The following is a 20,713-nucleotide window of genomic DNA, read 5'->3' on the forward strand; positions in this document are numbered from 1 at the left end:
ATCAGGCCGGGGAGGGGCCTTCCTCGGCCGAGACGTGGTTCAGGGCGATCACCCATCGCCCGTCCACCTTGCGCATCAGGCGCGTGTTGATCCCGCGCTGGGCCTGCTTTGGCCGGTTCAACTCATAGCGGCTGATCAGCTGGGCGGCGTCCGCCCCCAGGATTTCAACCTTGATGTCGTAGAACCGCACCTGGCCGCGGGTGTCGGCCGAGGCGCCGTAGTCGCGGATGTAGTGGTCCAGCGTGCCCTGCCAGCCGGTCTGGAAACGGCCCTTCGACACGAACACCACGCCCGGATTGAGAAACCCGGCCATATAGCCGGGGAAGTCGCCTCGGTTCCAGGCCGCCTGCATGTCGGCGATGACCTTGAGGATGGCGGCGGTTTCGGCCGCCTCGTCCTTCACGCGGGGACAAGCCCCGGGCGCGGCCAGGGCCGGCGTCGCCATCATGGCCAGAGCCAGGGCCGCCAGGCCGCGCCGGCTGGCGCCTTCGATTGATGCGTCCATGCGCGATGAAGTCCCTGTTTGCGTCGCGGCTAATATTGTATACGTTATTATAAATATCGGCGTGAGGGGAAGCGGAATGCCAACCGCCCGGCCGGCGTCTAGGGAACTTCGGCTCACACCGCGTTCTGGCGGCGGCTCGCCGCTCCTGTCGCGCCGTGTTTCGTCGGTCCCCTTGCTCGGAAGGGGAGGCGGGCGAAGGCGCGGATCGTGGGCGCGGCCTGACTAATAGAGCGGCAGGTCGGCCCCTGGCCTTCCAACCCTTCACAAATCGGAAACACGGGCTTGACCAATTTCTGATCCAATATACCGTATTCTGTATACGGTACGGATCGAGAAGGTTTCTGGTCCTGAACCCGTCCTAGGCGGTGCTTGTCTTCGAAAGACGAGTATCGAGCGCTCTCGCTCGCCCGGTTGGTGGCACGCGGGAACGTACTTGCTTTGTCTAGTGAGAACTGACGGTCCGAAAACACCTACGAAATAGATCAAGAATTGGGGGATGAGCATGAGAAGTGGTGATCAGAATACGGGCGAGGCTCGGAAAAATCTTCGCTCTATCGTTCTATGTTCCAGCATGATCGGCGGGTTCCTGGCGATCGGAGCTCCAGCTCTGGCCCAGACAACGCCCCAGACCGCACAGGGCGATGCGCCCGCGACGGTCGAGGAGATCGTCGTCACAGGGTCCCGTCTGGCGCGGACGGACCTGACGGCGCCCAGCCCGACCACGGTGGTCGGCGAGCTGGAGATCAAGCAGTCGGGCAATGTCACGCTCGAAAAGACCCTGAACCAGTTTCCGCAGTTGGCCTCGGGCAACACCTCGACCGTCAACAACGGCGGCGGCTCGGGCGTGCTGACGGCCAACCTTCGCGGCCTGGGCTCGACCCGGACCCTGGTGCTGGTCAATGGCCGGCGCTTCATTCCAGCCAACTCGGCGGCCGACGTCGACCTGGCCAGCATCCCGGATACGCTGATCAAGCGGACCGAGATCATCACCGGCGGCGCCTCGGCGGTCTACGGCTCGGACGCCATCGCCGGCGCGGTCAACTTCATTCTGAAGGACAATTTCGAGGGTTTCGAGGCCTCGGGTCAGTACGGGGTCACCGATCGCGGTGACGCCAAGTCCAAGAAGCTGGACCTGACGATGGGCGCCAACCTGGACGGCGGACGCGGCAATGTCGCCATGTCGCTGTCCTACACCAAGCAGGATCCGATCACCCAAAACGACCGCGACTTCTCCAAGACCCCGCTGGGCGAGGTGAACGGCGCCCTGGTCTATTCGGGTTCGGGCAGCATCCCCGGCACGCGCGTGCCGCTCAGCGCCACGCAGCGCGCCCAGCTGGTGGGCGTCAACCTGACCCCCAGCGGGACCTGCACCTCGGTCACCGGCATCCGCTTCGGCGCGGGCGGCGTGGTGCTGCCGTACTGCCAGCCGGAGGACACCTATAACTACGCGCCGTTCAACCTGTTGCAGCGACCGCTCGAGCGCTACAACGTCTCGACGATCGGCCACTACAATCTGACCGATCACGTCACGGCCTATGCCGAGGCGTTCTTCGTCAACTCGCGCAACAACTCGATCCTGGCGCCGGACTCGTTCACGCCGGTGACTCCGGGCGCGGCGTCCTCGACCCTGCTGGTGCCCAACTACGCCACCAACGCGGCGCTGACGCCGGCGCTTCGGCAGTTCTTCGTCAGCAACGCCGCGATCTTCGATCCCGGTCGCACCGGCACGGCCTCGGTGGTCGGCGGCGGGCGGCGCGCCGACGAACTGGGCACCCGCAACTCGTTCTACGAGCGTCAGTCCTACGAGATCACCACCGGCCTGCGCGGCGATTTCGAGGTGATGGACCACACCTGGCGGTGGGACGCCTTCTACCAGTACATGCGCAACCGCACCGACACCCACAACGAAGGCACGATCAACCAGACGCGCCTGAGCCAGGGCCTGGACGCCATCGTCAACTCGGCCGGCCAGGTGGTGTGCCGCAGCGGCGCGCAAGGCTGCGTTCCGGTGTCGATCTTCGGCCTGGCCTCGATCAGCCCGGCGGCCGGCAAGTTCCTGACTCCCGATCGCGACGCTCACGACATCTTCGAGCGTCAGGTCGGCGGCGGTTCGCTGAGCGGCACGGTGTTCACCCTGCCGGCCGGTCCCGTCGCCATGGCGGTCGGCGCCGAGTACCGCAAGGATCAGTACGCCTCCAGTCCCAGCGCCTTCGACCTGAACGGCGAATACGGCGCGGCGTCCTCGAACGCCCTGAAGGGCTCGTTCGACGTCAAGGAAGTCTTCGGCGAGCTGCGCGTGCCCATCCTGGCCGACCTGCCGTTCGTCAAGACCTTGGCCGTCGAGGGCGCGGCCCGCTATTCGGACTATTCATCGATCGGCGGGGTCTTCGCCTGGAAGGCCGGCGGCGAGTACGCGCCGATCGATTGGGTCCGGTTCCGCGGCGCCTATAACCGCGCGATCCGCGCGCCCAATATCGCCGAGCTCTACTCGGCCCGGGCGCAAGGCTTCACCGGCGGCACGGACCCCTGCGCCACGGCCCAGAAGCCCACGGCCGCCCAGAAGCAGCTCTGCGTCGCCCAAGGCGTTCCGGCCGCCGACATCGAGACCTTCACCCAGGCCACCCTGGGCCTCACCCAGGAAAGCGGCGGCAACCCGAACCTGACCGAGGAGAAGTCCAGCACCTTCACGATCGGCGCCGTCATCTCGCCACCGATCATCCCGCGCCTGAACATCACGGTCGACTATTTCAATGTCGAGGTGAAGAACGCGATCACGACCATCAACGCCCAGCAGACGCTGAACGACTGCTTCACCAACCTCAACCTCAGCAGCGTCACCTGTCAGGCGGTCAAGCGCCTGTCGAGCGGCCAGATCGACTTCGTCCGCACCAGCAACAGCAATATCGGCCAGCTGAAGGTGCGCGGCGTCGACGCCCAGGTGGACTACAAGCTGCCGCTGCCGTCGGTGCTGGAACTGGGCGGGCCGGCCAACCTGTCGCTGACCGCGGTGGCCAGCTGGCTGCTTGAGCGTTCGACCCAGGTCCTGGCCAACCAGAAGCCGCAGGACTGCGCCGGCTTCTACGGCGCGGGCTGCTCCAGCGGCACCGGCGGGTTCATCACTCCGGACTTCAAGCTGAACCTCAGCGCCAACTATGCCAGCGGCGACGTCACCCTGCGCCTGGCGGCCCGGATGATCGGCGAGCTGGAGCTGTACCCGACCGCGACCAACGTCGTGAAGAAGGTCGATCCCACCTGGTACGTCGATGGCTCGTTCGCCGTGAACGTGACCAAGCAGGTGAGCCTGTTCGGCGGGGTCAACAACCTGCTCGACAAGCAGCCGCCGATCCTGGGCACCACCCTGGTCGGCGACGCCAACACCGACGTGTCGCTCTTCGACACGCTGGGCCGGCGCTACTTCATGGGGGCGCGACTGCGCTTCTAGGCGAATGTCGAGGGCCGCGAGCGAAATGCTCGCGGCCTTTCGACCCTGGGGAGGGGAAACGATGAAGAGACTGGCTCGAGTGCTGCTGACCTCGGTCGCGGCCGTGATGATGGCGAGCGCGCCGCTGACCACATCGGCGGCGGCGCCGCTGGACGACGCGCCGGCCGCCAAGGCGGGCAAGGTCGCCGATCCGATCCCGAAGCGGACGGAAGGGATCGGTCCGTTCAACCGCGTGGTGCTGCGCAACGTCACCATGATCGACGGTACCGGCGCGCCGGCCCAGGGGCCGGTCGACATCGTCCTGGTCAACGACCGCATCGCCGAGATCCGCACCATCGGCGCGCCCAAGGCGATCGACCCTTCGGCCCGCGCCGCCAAGGGCGACTACGAGCTGGATCTGACCGGCTACTACGTGATGCCGGGCTTCGTGGACGCCCACGTCCACCTGCACGACCTGAACGACGCGCAAGCCGTGCCGTCGGACTACATCCTCAAGCTCTGGATCGCCAACGGCGTCACCTCGGTGCGCGAGGTGGGCAGCAGCCGGCCGATCGAGTGGCTGGCCGACATCAAGGCTCGCAGCGCCCGCAACGAGATCGTCGCGCCGCGCATCGACATCTATCCGTTCTTCCACAAGATCCGGAACACGCCCGTCAACGATCCGGTCCAGGCGCGCCTGGCCGTGCAGGAAGCCAAGGCGCGGGGCGCGGACGGCGTCAAGTTCATCGGCGGCTCCGAGGACGTGCTGTTCGCCGCCATCGAGGAGGCCCACAAGATCGGCCTCCACACCACCATGCACCACGCCCAGCCCAGCGTGGCCTTCGCCAATGTGCTGACCACCTCGGCCCACGGCCTGGAGTCGATGGAGCACTGGTACGGCCTGCCCGAGGCGATGTTCACCGACAAGCGCCTGCAGAGCTGGCCCACCGACTTCGTCAACAACGACGAGCAGGAGCGCTTCGGCGAATCCGGCCGGCTGTGGGCCCAGACCGCCGCGCCCGGCTCGGCCAAGTGGGAAGAGGTCATGCAGACCCTGCTGGACCGCAAGTTCACGCTGAATCCGACCTTCACCGCCTACCTGGCCAGCCGCGATCTCATGAGGATGAGCCGCGCCACCTGGCACGACGACTACACCATGCCAGCGCTGTGGGACTATTACCGCCCCAGCCGCGTCCATCACGGCTCTTACTGGTTCGACTGGACCACCGAGGACGAGGTCGCCTGGAAGGACAACTACCGCCTCTGGATGCGGTTCGTGAACGAGTACAAGAACCGCGGCGGGCGCGTCACCGTCGGCAGCGACAGCGGCTACATCTACAACCTCTACGGCTTCGGCTACGTCCAGGAGATGGAGCTGTTGCGCGAGGCTGGCTTCTCGTCGCTGGAGGTCATCCACTCGGCGACCCAGGAAGGCGCGCGGCTGCTGGGCCACGAGGACCAGGTCGGCACGATCCGCGTGGGCCGCAAGGCCGACCTCGTCATCGTCCAGGGCAATCCGCTGGCCAATCTGAAGTTGCTGTTCGGCACCGGTTCGCTGCGCCTGAACGACGACACCGGCAAGGTCGAGCGGGTCGGCGGGGTGGCTTGGACCATCAAGGACGGCATCCTCTACGACGCGCGCAAGCTGCGCGAGGAGATCCGCCAGTCGGTGCTCAAGGACAAGACGGCGCGGGGACTGCCCGCCGGACCGATGCCGATCGAGGCGGTCGATCTGACTCACTGATTTTCGTTGGTTCGCGTGACGTGGGAGTAGGGGCATGAGCAAGGTTTCGATGGGACGGACGATCGCGGCGGCCTTGCTGGCCGCGAGCGTCATGGCGAGCGCCGGACAGGCCTCCGCTCAAGCCGGCACCGCCGACGCGCGGCTGAAGGCGCTGTACGAGCGGGAGTGGGCCTGGCGCCAGGGCGAGCTGGGCCGGGTCCGCGACGACAACGGCCGCTGGGGCGAGGGCGCCGACCACCTGCCCAAGGTCGACGCCAAGAGTCAGGCCGCGCGCCTGGCCTACTGGACCGCCGTCCTGGCCGAGCTGGACAAGATCCCGGTCGACCAGCTGTCGCCGGAGGAGAAGATCAACGCCGAGATCTTCCGCGCCTCGGTGAAGTCCCTGGCCGACAACGCCCGCTTCAAGACCTACGAGGCGCCGTTCAACGCCGACACCTTCTTCTGGGCGGGCCTGGCCCCGCGCGGCGCGCTGAAGACGGCCAAGGACTACCGCAACTACATCGCCCGCATGCGCGACATCCCGCGCTATTTCGACGAACAGACCGCCAATATGCGCAGCGGTCTCAAGCGCGGCTTCAGCGTGCCGCGCGTGGTGGTCACCGGCCGCGACAAGACCATCGAACCCAACCTGTCGACCGGCGCGGACAATCCGTTCCTGGCCCCGTTCGAGACCATGCCGGCCTCGATCCCGGCCGAGGAGCAGGCCGCCCTCAAGGCCGAGGCCCAGCAGGTGCTCACCGGGACGGTGATCCCGGCCTACGCCAAGCTGCTGGCCTTCATCCGCGACGAATACATGAAGCAGGCCCGCACCAGTCTGGCGGCCGAGGCCGAGCCCGACGGCAAGGCCTTCTACCAGGCCCAGATCCAGGGCTTCACGACCCTGGACCTGACGCCCGAGCAGATCCACAAGATCGGCCTCGAGGAGGTCGCGCGGATCAGCGCCGAGATGGAGGCGGTCAAGGCCCAGACCGGCTTCAAGGGTACGATGCCGGAGTTCCTGAAGTTCCTGCGCACCGACCCGCAGTTCTATCCGAAGACGCCCAAGGAGCTGCTGTCGTTCTCGGCCTATGTGGCCAAGCGCGTCGACGGCAAGCTGGCCGACACCATCGGCTTCCTGCCGCGCCGGCGCTTCGCGATCCTGCCCGTGCCGCCGGCCCTGGCGCCGATCTACACCGGCGGCCGCGGCGGCCTCGACAGCTGCCTGATGAACACCTACGACCTGCCGTCGCGGCCGCTGTACACCCTGACCGCCCTGACCCTGCACGAGTGCAATCCAGGCCACGCCTTCCAGGCGGCGGTGGCGGCCGAGGCCAAGAACCGCCCCGACTTCCGCCGCCAGACCTCGTTCTCGGGCTATGGCGAGGGCTGGGCGCTCTACATGGAGTGGCTGGGCACGAAGATGGGCGTCTACGACACGCCCTATGAGAACTTCGGCCGGCTGTCCTACGAGATCTGGCGCGCCAGCCGCCTGGTGATCGACACGGGCATCCACCACTACGGCTGGACCCGCGAGCAGGCCCAGCAGTACCTGCGCGACCACACCGCGCTGTCCGAGCACGAGATCGAGACCGAGATCGACCGCTACATCGCCTGGCCCGGCCAGGCGGTGGCCTACAAGCTGGGGGAGATGGTGATCCGCAGGAAGCGCGCCGAGGCCGAGGCCAAGCTGGGTCCCAAGTTCGACCAGCGCGATTTCCACGACGCGATCCTGGCGCTGGGGTCCGTGCCGCTGTCGACGCTTGAGGCGCGGCTCGACCAGTTCATCGCCGACGGCGGGGTCAATCCGCTGGGCTTCAATCCGGCCCTGCCCGAAACCAAGTAGGGAGCAGGCGCCGTGGAGTCGATCGATCGACGCATGTTGCTGGCCATGGCCGGCCTGGCCGCCTCGGCGCCGTCGCTGCTGAGCGCCGCGCCGCTGGCCCCGCTCGGCCCGGCCAGCCCGTTGCCGCTGGCCGACGTGCGGCTGCTGGATTCTCCGTGGCTGGAGGCGGTGGAGGCCAATCGCCGTTACCTCCACGCCCTGGAGCCCGACCGGCTGCTGCACAACTTCCGCACCAGCGCCGGACTGCCGGCCAAGGGCGCGGTCTATGGCGGGTGGGAGAGCGACACGATCGCCGGGCACACCCTGGGCCACTACCTGACGGCCCTGTCGCTGATGTACGCCCAGACTGGCGACGTCGAGTGCAAGCGGCGGGTCGACTACATCGTCGGCGAACTGGCGGTGGTCCAGGCCGCCCACGGCGACGGCTATGTCGCCGGGTTCACGCGCAAGCGCGGCGACGTGGTCGAGGATGGCAAGACGATCTTCCCCGAGCTGATCGCCGGCGACATCCGCTCGATGGGCTTCGACCTCAACGGCTGCTGGGTGCCGCTCTACAACTGGCACAAGCTGTTCGCCGGCCTGTTCGACGCGCAAGCCTATTGCGACAACCAGCAGGCCCTGCGGGTCGCCGTCGCCCTGGGCGGCTATATCGACGCGGTGTTCGCGCGCCTGGACGACGCCCAGGTGCAGACGGTCCTCGACTGCGAGCACGGCGGCATCAACGAGAGTTTCGCCGAGCTCTACGCCCGCACCCGCGATCCGCGCTGGCTGGCCCTGGCCGAGCGCCTGCGCCACGCCAAGGTGCTGGACCCGCTGAGCCAGCGCCGGGACTCCCTGCCGTGGATCCACGCCAACACCCAGATCCCCAAGGTCATCGGCCTGGCGCGGCTGCACGAGCTGACCGGCAAGGCCGACCAGGCCGTGGCGGCGCACTTCTTCTGGGAGACCGTGACCCGCGACTACAGCTATGTGATCGGCGGCAACGCCGACCGGGAATACTTCACCGCCCCCCGCACCATCTCGCGCCACATCACCGAGCAGACCTGCGAGAGCTGCAACACCTACAACATGCTGAAGCTGACCCGGCATCTCTATGGCTGGCAGCCCCGGGCGGCGCTGTTCGATTACTACGAGCGCGCCCACATCAACCACATCCTGGCCCACCAGGACCCGTCGACCGGCATGTTCGCCTACATGGTCCCGCTGATGTCGGGCTCGGCGCGCCGGTTCTCGCGGCCGTTCGACGACTTCTGGTGCTGCGTCGGCTCGGGCATGGAGAGCCACGCCAAGCATGGCGACTCCATCTGGTGGCGCAGCGGCGACACCCTGCTGGTCAATCTCTACATCCCCTCGACCGCCCGCTGGGCCGAACAGGGGGCGACGTTCCGGATGGAGACCGCCTATCCGTTCGGCGAGCGGGTCGAGATCGTGGTCGAGGACCTGGAGGGGGCAGGTGACTTCGGCCTGGCGCTGCGCGTTCCCGGCTGGTGCCGGGGCGCGCGGATCAGAGTCAACGGCGAGGCGATGTCGGCGGGCCCGGCCGGCGACTACACGATCCTGCGCCGCGCCTGGCGCAAGGGCGACCGAGTCACGCTGGACCTGCCCATGACGCTGCGCACCGAGGCGACGGTCGACGACTCCTCCGTGCTGGCCGTGCTGAAAGGGCCCGTGGTCCTGGCCGCCGACCTTGGACCCTCCAGCCAGCCCTATGACGGACCCGCGCCGGCCTTGGTCGCGCGCGATCCGCTGACCGGCTTCGTTCCCGTCGAACCGGCGCTCGGCAAGTACCGGACAAAGGGCATCGGCAAGCCGGCCGACCTGTCGTTCGCGCCGTTCTTCCAGCAGCGCGACCGCCGCACCGCCATCTATTTCGCCACCTTCGACGAACCCGGCTGGAAGAAACAGCAGGTCGCCTACGCGGCCGAGCAGGCGCGCTTGCAGGACCTGGCGCGGCGTTCGGTCGACGTCATGCACCTGGGCGAGATGCAGGCCGAGCGCGATCACGGCCTGACCGCCAAGAACAGCTACGCCGTCACCTATCGTGGCCGCCACGGGCGCGACGCGCGCACCTTCGGCTTCTTCGAATACAAGGCCGCGGTGAAGCCGGGGCCGCTGATCCTGCAAGCGACCTACTGGGGCGAGGAGCGCAACAAACGCTTCGACATCCTGATCGATGGCGTGCGGATCGCGACCCAGGCGCTGACCGGTCAGCATCCGGGCGATTTCTTCGATGTCGACTATCCGATCCCAAGCGAATTGACCCGAGGCAAGGGAAGCGTGACCGTGCGCTTCCAGCCCGCCGACGACACGACCCGCTGTGGTCCGGTCTTCGGCGTGCGGGTCTATGCGCCGTCGGGGTCTTCGAGAACAACCTGACCAGGGCATGGGGAGGAGGGGCGTTATGAAACGAGTTTCGGGATTGGCGATCGCGCTGGGCATGGCGCTGGTCGCTCAGCCGTCGCTGGCGCAGACCAAGCCGGCGAAGCCCGCCATGAGCGCCGCCACCAGCGCCGACGCGCGCCTTAAGGCGCTCTACGACGCCGAGTGGAACTGGCGCGCCCAGGAGTTCGGCCGCGACGCTGACGACGAGGGCGGCGGCTTGGGCGATCGCCTGCCGCATGTCGATCCCGCCAGCCAGCAGCGCCGGCTCACCTATTGGACGAACGCCCTGGCCCAGCTGGACAAGATCCCCGTCGACCAGCTGTCGCCCGAGGAGAAGGTCAACGCCGCGGTGTTCCGCACCGCGCTGGAAGCCTTCGTCAGCCAGATCAAGTTCAAGGAATACGAGGACCCGTTCGGCTTCTGGACCTGGATGGCGCCGCGAACCGGCTTCGGGACCGTCGCCGAGTACCGCGCCTACCTGGGCCGGCTGCGCGACATGCCGCGCTATGTCGACGAGCAGATCGCCAACATGAAGGCCGGGCAGGCGCGCGGCTTCACCAAGGCCAGGGCGTCGATCGAGGGCCGTCACACCACGATCGCCCCGCTGGCCTCGGGCGACCCGGCGGCCAATCCGTTCTTCGGCCCGTTCGCCAACATGCCGTCGTCGATCCCGGTCGGCGAGCGCGACAAGCTGATGGAAGAGGGCCGGGCCGCCGTCACCGGCGCCGCCGCGCCGGCCTTCGGCAAACTGCTGACCTATGTGCGCGACGACTACATTCCGCGCGCCCGGACCAACACCGCCGCCGAGAGCCTGCCCGACGGCAAGGCCTTCTACCAGGCCAAGATCCGCGAATACACGACCACCGACCTGACCGCCGAGCAGATCCACCAGATCGGCCTGAAAGAGGTGGCGCGGATCGACGCCGACATGCAGGCGACGATGAAGCAGGCGGGCTGGACCGGCGACTTCCAGGGCTTCCTCAAATACCTGAAGACCGACCCGCAGTTCTACGCCAAGACGCCCTACGAGCTGATCGCCAAGTCGGCCTATGTGGCCAACAAGGCCAACGGCCAGCTGAAGTTCACCATCGGCCTGCTGCCGCGCTATCGCTTCACCATCGTGCCGACGCCGGCGGCGATCGCGCCGTTCGGAACGGGCGGCAATGGCGGCCTCGAGAGCTGCCTGATGAACACCTACAACCTGCCGGCCCGGCCGCTCTACACCATCCCGCCCTTGACCCTGCACGAATGCGTGCCGGGCCACAGCTTCCAGGCGGCCTTGGCGCTGGAGGGCCCGAACCGTCCGGCGATCCGCAAGCGCACCTACTTCTCGGGCTATGGCGAAGGCTGGGCGCTCTACATGGAGTGGCTGGGCACCAAGATGGGCGTCTACGAGACGCCCTATGACGAGTTCGGCCGCGAGACTTACGAGATGTGGCGCGCCGCGCGCCTGGTGGTCGATACCGGCCTGCATCACATGGGCTGGTCCCGCCAGCAGGCGCTGGACTACCTGTCCAGCCACACCGCCCTGTCCGACCACGAGGTGACCATCGAGGTCGACCGCTACATCAACGATCCCGGTCAGGCCCTGGCCTACAAGCTGGGCGAGATGCTGATCCGCCGCAAACGCGCGGAAGCCGAGGCCAAGCTGGGCGCCAACTTCGACCAGCGCTGGTTCCACGACGTCATCCTGGGCCTGGGCTCGGTGCCGCTGCCGACCCTGGAAAAGGCCATCGACGACTGGATCGCCGGCGGCGGCAAGAATCCCAACCCCGCGACCGTTTCCTGACCCTAGTCCCTGAACATTTCCCGCCCGTCCTGGATGGAGACTTCCCTTGTTCGTTCGCTCCCTGATGCTTGTCTCCGCCCTGGCCCTGATGGCCGGCGCTCCGGCGGTCGCCCTGGCCCAGACCGCCGCGCCGGCCGCCGCTTCGGCCAGCGACGCCGACAGCCGCCTGAAGGCGCTCTATGACACCGAGTGGGCCTGGCGGCAGAAGGAGTTCGGGCGACTGGCCAGTGACGCGCCGTTCAGCGGCGGCGCCGCCCAACTGCAGCATGTCGATGCGGCCACCCAGGAGGCCCGCCTGGCCTACTGGACCAAGACCCTGGCCGAGCTGAACAAGATCCCGGTCGATCAGCTGTCGCCCGAGGAGAAGATCAACGCGGCGGTGTTCCGCACCAGCCTCGAGGCCTTCGTCGCCCAGGGCAAGTACCGGACCTGGGAAGCGCCGTTCAACGCCGACAGCCAGTTTTGGTCCGGCCTGTCCGCGCGCAGCGGCTATTCCAGCGCCGAAGGCTATCGCCGCTACATCGGCCGCATGCGCGACGTCCCGCGCTATTTCGACGAGCAGATCGCCAACATGAAGGCCGGCGTGGCGCGCGGTTTCACCGTGCCGCGCGAGGCCCTGAACGGCCGCGACGCCACCATCGCCGCCTTCACCGATCCCGACCCGGCCAAGAACGGCTTCTACGAGGCGTTCGCCAACATGCCCTCGTCGATCCCGGCCGAGGAGCAGGAGAAGCTCCGCGCCGAGGCCCGGCAGGTGATCGCCCAGTCGGTGGCGCCGGCCTACCAGAAGCTGCTGGCCTACTATCGCAACGAGTACCTGCCCAAGGCCCGCAAGACGATCGCCGCCGAGGCCCTGCCGGATGGCAAGGCCTACTACCAGGCGCAGATCAAGGAGTTCACGACCACCGACCTGACCGCCGAACAGATCCACCAGATCGGCCTGTCGGAGGTGGCGCGGATCTCGGCCGAGATGGAGAAGGTCAAGGACCAGAGCGGCTTCAAGGGCGACATGCCCGCCTTCCTCAAGTTCCTGCGCACCGACCCGCAGTTCTACGCCAAGACCCCCGACGAACTGCTGGGCGTGTCGGCCTATGTGGCCAAGCGCGTGGACGGCAAGCTGAAGGACACCATCGGCCTTCTGCCGCGCTACCGCTTCACCATCGTGCCGGTGCCGGCCGCCATCGCGCCCTACTACACGTCCGGCCGGGGCGGGCTGGAATCCTGCCAGATGAACACCTACGACCTGCCGTCGCGACCGCTGTACCAGATCCCGGCCCTGACCCTGCACGAGTGCAATCCGGGCCACAGCTTCCAGGCCGCCGTGGCGCTGGAGCAGACCGGTCGGCCGGCCTTCCGCAAGCAGACCTACTTCTCGGGCTATGGCGAGGGCTGGGCGCTCTACATGGAGTGGCTGGGGACCAAGATGGGCATCTACCGCACGCCCTATGAGGACTTCGGCCGACTGTCGTTCGAGATGTGGCGCGCCGCGCGGCTGGTGATCGACACCGGCATCCACCACGACGGCTGGACCCGCCAGCAGGCCATCGACTACCTGGCCAGCCACACCGCGCTGGCCCAGCACGATATCGAGACCGAGGTCGACCGCTACATCAGCTGGCCTGGCCAGGCCCTGGCCTACAAGCTGGGCGAACTGAGCATCCGCAAGAAGCGCGCCGAGGCCGAGGCCAAGCTGGGTCCCAAGTTCGACCAGCGCAAGTTCCACGACGTCATCCTGGCGCTCGGCTCCGTGCCGCTGCCGGTGCTGGAGGCGCGGATCGACAAGTACATCGCCGACGGCGGCGCGAGCCCGACGGCGCCGGCCTCCTAAGACCTCCCCGCGACCCCAGAAAACAAGACTTCCATCCGGAGATTTCCATGCGTGCGTACCCCCTCATAGCCGCCCTGGGCCTGGCCGCCCTCGCGGCCCAGCCCGTCCTGGCCCAGGACAAGCCCCCGGTCGCGGAGGCGTCGGCCAAGGCGCCCGACAAGGCCAAGGTCGACGCCCCCGACCTGGCCCAGGCCACCGCCGAGGAAGACGCCCAGCCCAAGCGCGGTTCGGTCACGGTCGCCGGCAAGGTCATCGGCTACACGGTGACCCCCGGCACCCTCGTCATCCGCAACGACGACGGCGAGGCGGTGGCCTCGATGTTCTACGTCGCCTATGTGGCCGACCGCCCCAAGGGCTCGGCGCCGCGTCCGGTGACCTTCACCTACAACGGCGGCCCGGGCTCATCGAGCATGTGGCTGCACATGGGCTCGATCGGTCCGGTGCACGTCGAGACGCCGCTGGTCGATGTCGCCGCGCCCGCGCCCTACAAGATCACCGAGAACCACGAGACGATGCTGGACAAGACCGACATCGTCTTCATCGACGCCATCGGCACCGGCCTGTCGCGACCGATCGGCAAGTCGAAGGGGCCGGAATTCTATGGCGTCGACCAGGACATCGACGCCTTCGCGCGCGGCGTCATGCGCTACCTGACGATCAACGACCGCTGGGACAGCCCCAAGTTCCTGTTCGGCGAGAGCTACGGCACTCTGCGCTCGGCCGGTCTGGTCCACGCCCTGCAGGAGCGCGGCGTGCAGGTCAACGGCGTCGTCCTGCTGTCGTCGATCCTGAACTACGGCATCCGCCAGCCGGGCTTCGACCAGATCTTCGTCACCTATCTGCCCAGCTACGCGGCCACGGCCTGGTACCACAACCGACTGCAGAACCGTCCGGCGACGCTGGAGCCGTTCCTGACCGAGGTGCGCGAGTGGGCCCGCGGGCCCTATGCCACGGCCATGGCCAAGGGCTCGGACCTTAGCGACGCCGAACGCGCCGCCATCGCCAAGCAGATGAGCGCCTATACCGGCCTGTCAGAGAAGTTCCTGCTCAGCGTCGACCTGCGCGTCGAGCTGGGCCGGTTCCGCAAGGAGCTGTTGCGTGACCAGTCGCGCACCGTTGGCCGCCTGGATTCGCGCTTCAAGGGCATCGATGTCGACGCCGGCGGCGAGAGCCCCGAGTTCGACGCCACCGACACCTCAATCAGCGGGGCCTATATCGGCGCGCTGAACAAGTATCTGTTCGGCACGCTGGGCTACAAGACCAAGCTCAACTACCGGCCGAACTACTACGCCCAGATCGGCGGTGGAAAGTGGGACCAGAAGCACAGGGCGCCGGGCGGACGCGGAGGCGGCGCTCAGATGGCCCTGGCCGACACCGCGCTCGACCTGTCGATGGCCATGCGCCAGAACCCGAAGCTGAAGGTGCTGTCGCAGAACGGCTATTACGACATGGCCACGCCGTTCTTCGGGGCGGAGTATGACCTGAAGCACATGCAGATCGACCCGACCCTGCGGAAGAACCTGACCTACAAGTACTACGAGTCCGGGCACATGGTTTACATCAACCCGGCGGTCACCACGCAGTTCAAGAAGGACCTCGACGCCTTTTACGACAGCGCGACCCAAGGCAACTAAGCCCTCTCCTTGTCATCCCGGCCGAAGCGAAGCTTAGAGCCGGGACCCAGGGGCCGCGCGCACAGCGTTTACGCTCCCCCTGGGTCCCGGACAGCCTCTGCGAGGCTTCCGGGATGACAAGGGTTTTGGATCTTCAGGCTTTCAGCGCGCCGCCACCGGCGTGACCATCGCGCGGGCGTTCCAGTTCGGCGGCTCCTGGCCGGCCAGGTGGCGCAGGAAGAACTCGAACTCCTTGCGCTGGCCGTAGTCGATCGGGCCGGTGGAGCGGCCGACCGCGTGGCCTTCGCCCGGGACGACCAGCAGGTCGAACTCCTTGTCGGCCTTGATCAGGGCGTCGGCGAACTGCAGGGTCGAGGCGGGGTCGACGTTCTTGTCCTGCTCGCCGACGATCATCAGCAGCTTGCCCCGCAGCCGCCAGGCGTTGTCGATCGCCGAGGCGTCCGAATAGCTCTGGTCGACGGGCCAGCCCAGCCACTGCTCGTTCCAGCTGATCTTGTCCATGCGGTTGTCGAAGCAGCCGGCGAAGGCCACCCCGACCTTGTAGAATTCCGGATGGTAGAGCAGAGCCAGGGCCGTCGACTGGCCGCCGGCCGAGCCGCCGTAGATGCCGACACGGCTTACGTCGTACCACGGGTACTTGGCCGCCACGGCCTGGTGCCAGAGGATGCGGTCGGGGAAACCGGAGTCGGCCAGGTTCTTCCAGGCCACGTCGTGGAAGGCCTTCGAGCGGTTCAGCGTGCCCATGCCGTCGATCTGCACGACGATGAAGCCCAGATCCGCCAGGGACTGCATGCCCACCACCTTGTCGCCGCCCGCGTGATAGCCGAACGGCCACCAGGTCTTGGGCACGAAGCTGGAATGCGGGCCGGCATAGATGTTCTCGATCACCGGATAGCGCTTGTTCGGATCGAAGCTCCGAGGGCGGACGATCAGGCCGTAGATGTCGGTCTTGCCGTCGCGGCCCTTGGCGACGAACGGCTCGGGCGGCTTGAAACCGGCGGCGACCAGCTGGCTGATGTCCGGTTTCTCGAGCGTGGCGACCAGGCCGCCGTCGCGGGTGCGGCGCAGCTCCGAGACCGGCGGCAGGTCGACGCGCGAATAGGTGTCCACATAGAGGCTGGCGTCCGGCGACAGGGCCACGTCGTGATAGGCGTCGGCGCTGGTCAGGGCCGTCAGCCCCTTGCCGTCGAAGCCGATGCGATAGACGTGCTGGAAGTAGGGATCCTGGCTGGCGACCATGCCGCTGGCGGCGAAGTAGACCTGCCGCCTGGCCTCGTCGACCTTCAGCACCTGGTGCACCACCCAGGGGCCCTTGGTGATCTGGGTCTTCACAGCGCCGGTCTTGCCGTCGAACAGGTAAAGGTGGTTCCAGCCGTCGCGCTCGGACATCCACAGGACCTCGCGGCCGTTGTCGATGTCCTGCCGGAAGCGGCGGCCCTCATTGATGAAGGTCTTGGCCGTCTCGGTGACCACGGCGCGCGGTTGGCCGGTCCGGGCGTCGATCTCGATCACGCGCGCCAACTGGTGGCCGCGCTGTTCGTAGATGAAGGACACCGTGGCGCTGTCCTTGCGCCATTCCAGCTTGGAGAGGTCGTAAGGGTTGGCGAACAGGTCGTCCGGCGTCGGCAGTTGCTTGCCCTCGGCCGCCAGGAAAACGACCGGCTGCTCGATGTCCACCGCGTCGCCGGGCTTGGGATAGAGCTGGGTCTGAAGCTTGGGCTGCACCTGGTCGGCGGGGCGGGCCTCGACGCGATAGACGATGCGGCGGAAGCCGGGCCGTACGCGGTAGGCGGCCAGCTTGGCCGAGTCCGGCGACCAGACGATCGATTCCGGATCGTAGAAGTTGGCCTCCGAGCCGTCGGTGCTGATCCGTTTCCAGGCGCCGCCGACCGGGCGTACGGCGATGTTGAAGTTCTCGACACGGGCTTCCCACTGGCCGTCGGGTGAGCGGCGGGGGTGGTTGTCGGCGGGGACGGAGAGGTCGCGCACCACGCCGAAACCGCTGGGCCGGCCCGGCCGGGGCGCCTCGGCGCAGCTGTAGTCGGTCAGCGTGCAGCGCCAGCCGGTCTCGTTGAACGAAAAGCGGATCGCCGCGCCGTTGTCGGCGAAGGTGAAGGTCTCGAACGGCAGCCGCAGCGGGTCGAAGGCCGCGCTCGCGGCCTTGCCCAGGCCGGCGGCGATGCGGGCCTGGTCGAAGCTGGGCGTCTTGGCGCCGGTCTTGACGTCGTAGGTGACGAAGGCGAAGCCGCCCTCGACCGTCTTGCGGTAGAAGAGCTTGTCGTCGCCCGACCACGCGGCCGGATCGGCGACGTCGCGGGTCAGGTACATCTGCGTCTCGCGCAGCCGCAGCGAGCGCGTCATGTCCTGAGCGGTGACTTGGCTCAGGGCCGGCGTCGCCTGCACGGCCAACGCCAATAGGATCATTCCGCCAGTCCGCATGTACAGTCCTCAGGACGCTCGTCGAGTTATCGTATTATGTATACGGTGGCGCTTGGCGAGGTGAAGCCCAAAGGGGAGGGAAGCGTGTCGGTATTTCGCAAGGCGCTGGCCGGGACGGCCCTGACGCTGCTGCTCGCGGGACCGCTCCAAGCGCAGACGGCCGCCACGCCGCCGCAACAGACCGAGTCCGACGGCTATACGCGTTACGAACTGCTTGGCCCGGGCAGCCACAAGTTCCGGATCGTCTACGAGATCACCGCCAGCACCGCCGGGGCGATCGCCTATTACAACCCGATCCGGCAAGGCAGCGTGGCCACCGATGAGCGCGTCAACGACCGCGCCACCGGTAAGCCGCTGAAGTTCGATGTCGTGTCGGGCGATGTCGCCAAGGCCGGCGGCGTGCGCGGCGCGAGCCCCGACGGCAGCTATATCCGCGTCGAGCTGGCCCATCCGGTGCCGGCCGACGGCGGCGAGGGCCGGGTGCTGATCGACAAGACCTACGAGGACGCCAAGAGCTACTATCAGGAGGGCGAGCTGATCGTCTTCGACCGGCCGCTGGGCGTGAAGCGCAACGCGGTGGTCCTGCCGGTCGGCTACGAGCTGGTGTCCTGCAACTATCCGGCCCAGGTGCTGCAGGAGGTCGACGGCCGCATCAAGGTCGCCTTCTGGAACAACACCCCGGCCCAGGCGCCGCTGGTGATCAAGGCGCGGCCTTCGCCGAACCTAAAGCCTGGCGCCTCGTCACTGGCCAAGGCGCTGGACGAGCGCGCCCACCAGAACCGCGAGATCATGTATTTCCTGCAGCCGCCGGAAACCCACAGCTTCAATCTCTATCACGACTACACCGAGACCCGGCCGGGCGTGGGGGTCTATGTCAACATCGTCCGGGCCGGCAGCGCCGCCTCCAAGCCATCGGCGCGCAACCTCGACACCGGCGCGGCCCTGAAGTGGGAGATGCTGAAGGGCGCCGACATCCTGAAGGCCGCGCCAGACCAGAAGGGCGTCACCCCCGAGACCGAGGCTATCGTGTTCCACTTCGATCCCGTGAAGCCGGGCCAGAGCGCGCGCCTGCGCTTCAGCGAGACCTATACCGACGCCGAGCGCTACAAGCTGGTTGGCGACGAACTGGTCTGGCGCCGGTCGTTCGGCCGGCCGTTGAACACCGTGGTGCTGCCCGCCGGCTGGGTGCTGACCAACAGCTCGGTCCCGGCCACGGTCAAGACCCTGGCCGACGGCCGCGTCCAGCTGGAGTTCATCAACCCTCGCGCCGACGAGATCGACACCATCATCACGGCGCGACGACGCTGATCCTGGAAGATTAAGCCGACAGCTGCTGCTGCAGATCCTTCATCGTGCCCCGGATGTGGGCGGCGGTCAGGGACTCGACCTTGGCGGCGTCGCCCCGCAGCCAGACGTCCAGCAGTTCGCGATGCTCCTCGGCGGCGCGGGCCTCGCGGCCATAAGGCTCCAGGTGGACGCGCACATAGCGCTCGGCCAGGACCTGGAGACGCTCGAGCAACTGGTAGGTGACCAGACCGCCGGAGGGGCGGATCATCGCCATGTGGAAGGCGCGGTTCATCGACACGTGGTCGCCCGGCGCGCCGGTCTGCTGAGCCGTCTCGAGCGCGGCCAGGGCGGTCTTGACCTTCTGCTGATCCTCGGGCGTGGCCTTCTTGCAGCCCGCGGCCGCCGCGCTGGGCTCCAGCTTCAGGCGCAGCTCGAACACCTCGTTGGCCTCGTCGGCCGACAGCGGCCGCACCACGTAGCCGCGGTTCGGGTACGAACTGAGCAGGCCGTCCTGCTCCAGCCGGCTCAGGGCCTCGCGCAGCGGGATCTTGCTGACCCCCAGTTCCTCGGCGATCGTGTCCTGTCGCACCGGCGTCCCTGGACCCATCTGGCCCAGCAGGATGCGCTTGCGGACCAGTTCGTAGGTCTGGTCGGAGAGGGTGCGGACGACGATGGTCATCGGGTGGGCGTGTCTCTCAAGAAGCGCAAAGGCTTGGCGACGCGAAGCGCGCCCTTAACGGTCATAGGTCCCTGTAACCGGCCAGTGCAAACAAGAAATCGTCGACCACGCCCTAAACGACTTGAAAACCTCGCCAGAACTGGTCGGCCTGATCGATCCAGATCGTATTGAAGCCTGTCGAGATCGCCGAGCCTTCGACGGACGGAATGATCGCGGCCTGGTCCCCGATCGCGGTTTCCGCCTCGACCTTGCCGATGAAGCGGCTGCGAATGAAGCTCTCGTGCACGAAGGTCTCGCCGACCTTGAGCCTGTTCTTGGCGTGAAGGTGGGCCAGGCGGGCCGAGGTGCCGGTGCCGCAGGGGCTGCGGTCGATGGCCTTGTCGCCATAGAACACCGCGTTGCGCCCATCGGCGCCTTCGGTGCTGGGGTCGTCGGCCCACAGGACGTGGCTGACCCCGCGGATGGTCGGATCCAGCGGGTGGACCGGCGTGGTCTTCTCGCGGACGAGTTCGCGGACGATAGGGCTGTAGTGAAGAATGTCCTGGGCGCTGAACGCGTCCAGGCCCTTGTACGCGCCCTGCGGTTCGACAATGGCGTAGAAGTTGCCGCCGTAGGCGACGTCCAGCTTCAGCGGGCCCAGGCCCGGAACGTCGATCTCGATGTCGGTCGCCGCCAGATAGGCCGGTACGTTGACGATCTTCACCGCCGTGACCTTGTCGCCGGCCGTCTTGTATTCGATGTCGATGACGCCGGCCGGCACTTCCAGCTTCAGGCGGCCCGGGACGCGTGGGGTGATCAGGCCGTTCTCCAGGGCGAAGGTGACCATCCCGATCGTGCCATGGCCGCACATTGGCAGGCAGCCGCTGGTCTCGACGAACAGGATGCCGGCCTCGGTGTCGTCGCGGGTGGGGGGATAGAGGAAACCGCCGGACATCATGTCGTGGCCGCGCGGCTCGAACATCAGGCCCGTGCGGATCCAGTCGAAGCGCTCCAGGAAGTCCTGGCGGCGCTCGCTCATCGACGCGCCCCGGAGCAGGGGCGCGCCGCCGACGATCAGCCGTACGGGATTGCCGGCGGTGTGGCCGTCAATACAGAAGAAGGTGTGGCGCATGGCTGATTGGTGGTCCTAGAGCATTTTCCGACGAAGCGGCCGCCGGCCGGTCGTCGGAAAATGCGTCAAACA

12 protein-coding genes are annotated in these 20,713 nt (G+C 67.3%); 8 read left to right on the forward strand and 4 right to left on the reverse strand.

All coding sequences use genetic code 11. The annotated features are described in order from the left end of the window. Window position 1: 1 nt before the first annotated feature. A complete protein-coding gene (locus AC07R7_RS16660; RefSeq protein ID WP_492884023.1) occupies window positions 2-505 on the reverse strand; it encodes a YybH family protein in 504 nt (167 codons plus the stop codon). Between the two features lie 571 nt (window positions 506-1,076). Between AC07R7_RS16660 and AC07R7_RS16665 the strand changes: the two genes are divergently transcribed. The 7 genes from AC07R7_RS16665 to AC07R7_RS16695 all read left to right on the forward strand — a co-directional run bounded on the left by AC07R7_RS16665 (window position 1,077) and on the right by AC07R7_RS16695 (window position 15,125). After that, window positions 1,077-3,947, forward strand: a complete 2,871-nt coding sequence (locus tag AC07R7_RS16665; protein WP_494635935.1) for a TonB-dependent receptor domain-containing protein — start codon at window positions 1,077-1,079, stop codon at window positions 3,945-3,947. A 61-nt stretch (window positions 3,948-4,008) separates the two neighbouring features. Further along, entirely contained in the window at window positions 4,009-5,670 is a 1,662-nt protein-coding gene (locus AC07R7_RS16670; protein WP_494635936.1) for an amidohydrolase family protein, read from the forward strand. A gap of 34 nt (window positions 5,671-5,704) precedes the next feature. Then, window positions 5,705-7,492: a DUF885 domain-containing protein gene (locus AC07R7_RS16675; protein WP_494635937.1), complete on the forward strand. Its 1,788-nt coding sequence runs from the start codon at window positions 5,705-5,707 to the stop codon at window positions 7,490-7,492. 12 nt (window positions 7,493-7,504) lie between these two features. Next, window positions 7,505-9,868, forward strand: a complete 2,364-nt coding sequence (locus tag AC07R7_RS16680; RefSeq protein ID WP_494635938.1) for a beta-L-arabinofuranosidase domain-containing protein — start codon at window positions 7,505-7,507, stop codon at window positions 9,866-9,868. 25 nt (window positions 9,869-9,893) lie between these two features. Then, window positions 9,894-11,663 carry a DUF885 domain-containing protein gene (locus AC07R7_RS16685; protein WP_494635939.1) on the forward strand — a complete coding sequence of 590 codons (1,770 nt, stop codon included), beginning with the start codon at window positions 9,894-9,896 and terminating at the stop codon, window positions 11,661-11,663. Window positions 11,664-11,709: 46 nt separating this feature from the next. Beyond that, window positions 11,710-13,491: a DUF885 domain-containing protein gene (locus AC07R7_RS16690; protein ID WP_494635940.1), complete on the forward strand. Its 1,782-nt coding sequence runs from the start codon at window positions 11,710-11,712 to the stop codon at window positions 13,489-13,491. 47 nt (window positions 13,492-13,538) lie between these two features. Further along, on the forward strand, window positions 13,539-15,125 hold the full coding sequence (locus AC07R7_RS16695) for a S10 family peptidase (protein WP_494635941.1): 1,587 nt from the start codon (window positions 13,539-13,541) through the stop codon (window positions 15,123-15,125). A gap of 141 nt (window positions 15,126-15,266) precedes the next feature. Here the strand turns inward: AC07R7_RS16695 and AC07R7_RS16700 are convergent, their stop codons facing one another. Continuing rightward, entirely contained in the window at window positions 15,267-17,549 is a 2,283-nt protein-coding gene (locus AC07R7_RS16700; protein WP_494635942.1) for a S9 family peptidase, read from the reverse strand. Window positions 17,550-17,648: 99 nt separating this feature from the next. Between AC07R7_RS16700 and AC07R7_RS16705 the strand changes: the two genes are divergently transcribed. Further along, window positions 17,649-18,872, forward strand: a complete 1,224-nt coding sequence (locus AC07R7_RS16705) for a hypothetical protein (RefSeq protein WP_494635943.1) — start codon at window positions 17,649-17,651, stop codon at window positions 18,870-18,872. Window positions 18,873-18,882: 10 nt separating this feature from the next. On the opposite strand, the gene AC07R7_RS16710 is transcribed toward AC07R7_RS16705, so the two are convergent. Together AC07R7_RS16710 and AC07R7_RS16715 are read right to left on the reverse strand one after the other, a co-directional pair. After that, window positions 18,883-19,530, reverse strand: a complete 648-nt coding sequence (locus tag AC07R7_RS16710; protein ID WP_492884040.1) for a GntR family transcriptional regulator — start codon at window positions 19,528-19,530, stop codon at window positions 18,883-18,885. A 112-nt stretch (window positions 19,531-19,642) separates the two neighbouring features. Then, window positions 19,643-20,641 (reverse strand): 4-hydroxyproline epimerase, encoded by a 999-nt coding sequence (locus AC07R7_RS16715; protein ID WP_494635944.1) that lies wholly within the window; start codon window positions 20,639-20,641, stop codon window positions 19,643-19,645. Between the last annotated feature and the right edge of the window lie 72 nt (window positions 20,642-20,713).

The organism is Caulobacter sp. GW821-FHT05F04 (assembly GCF_059419665.1).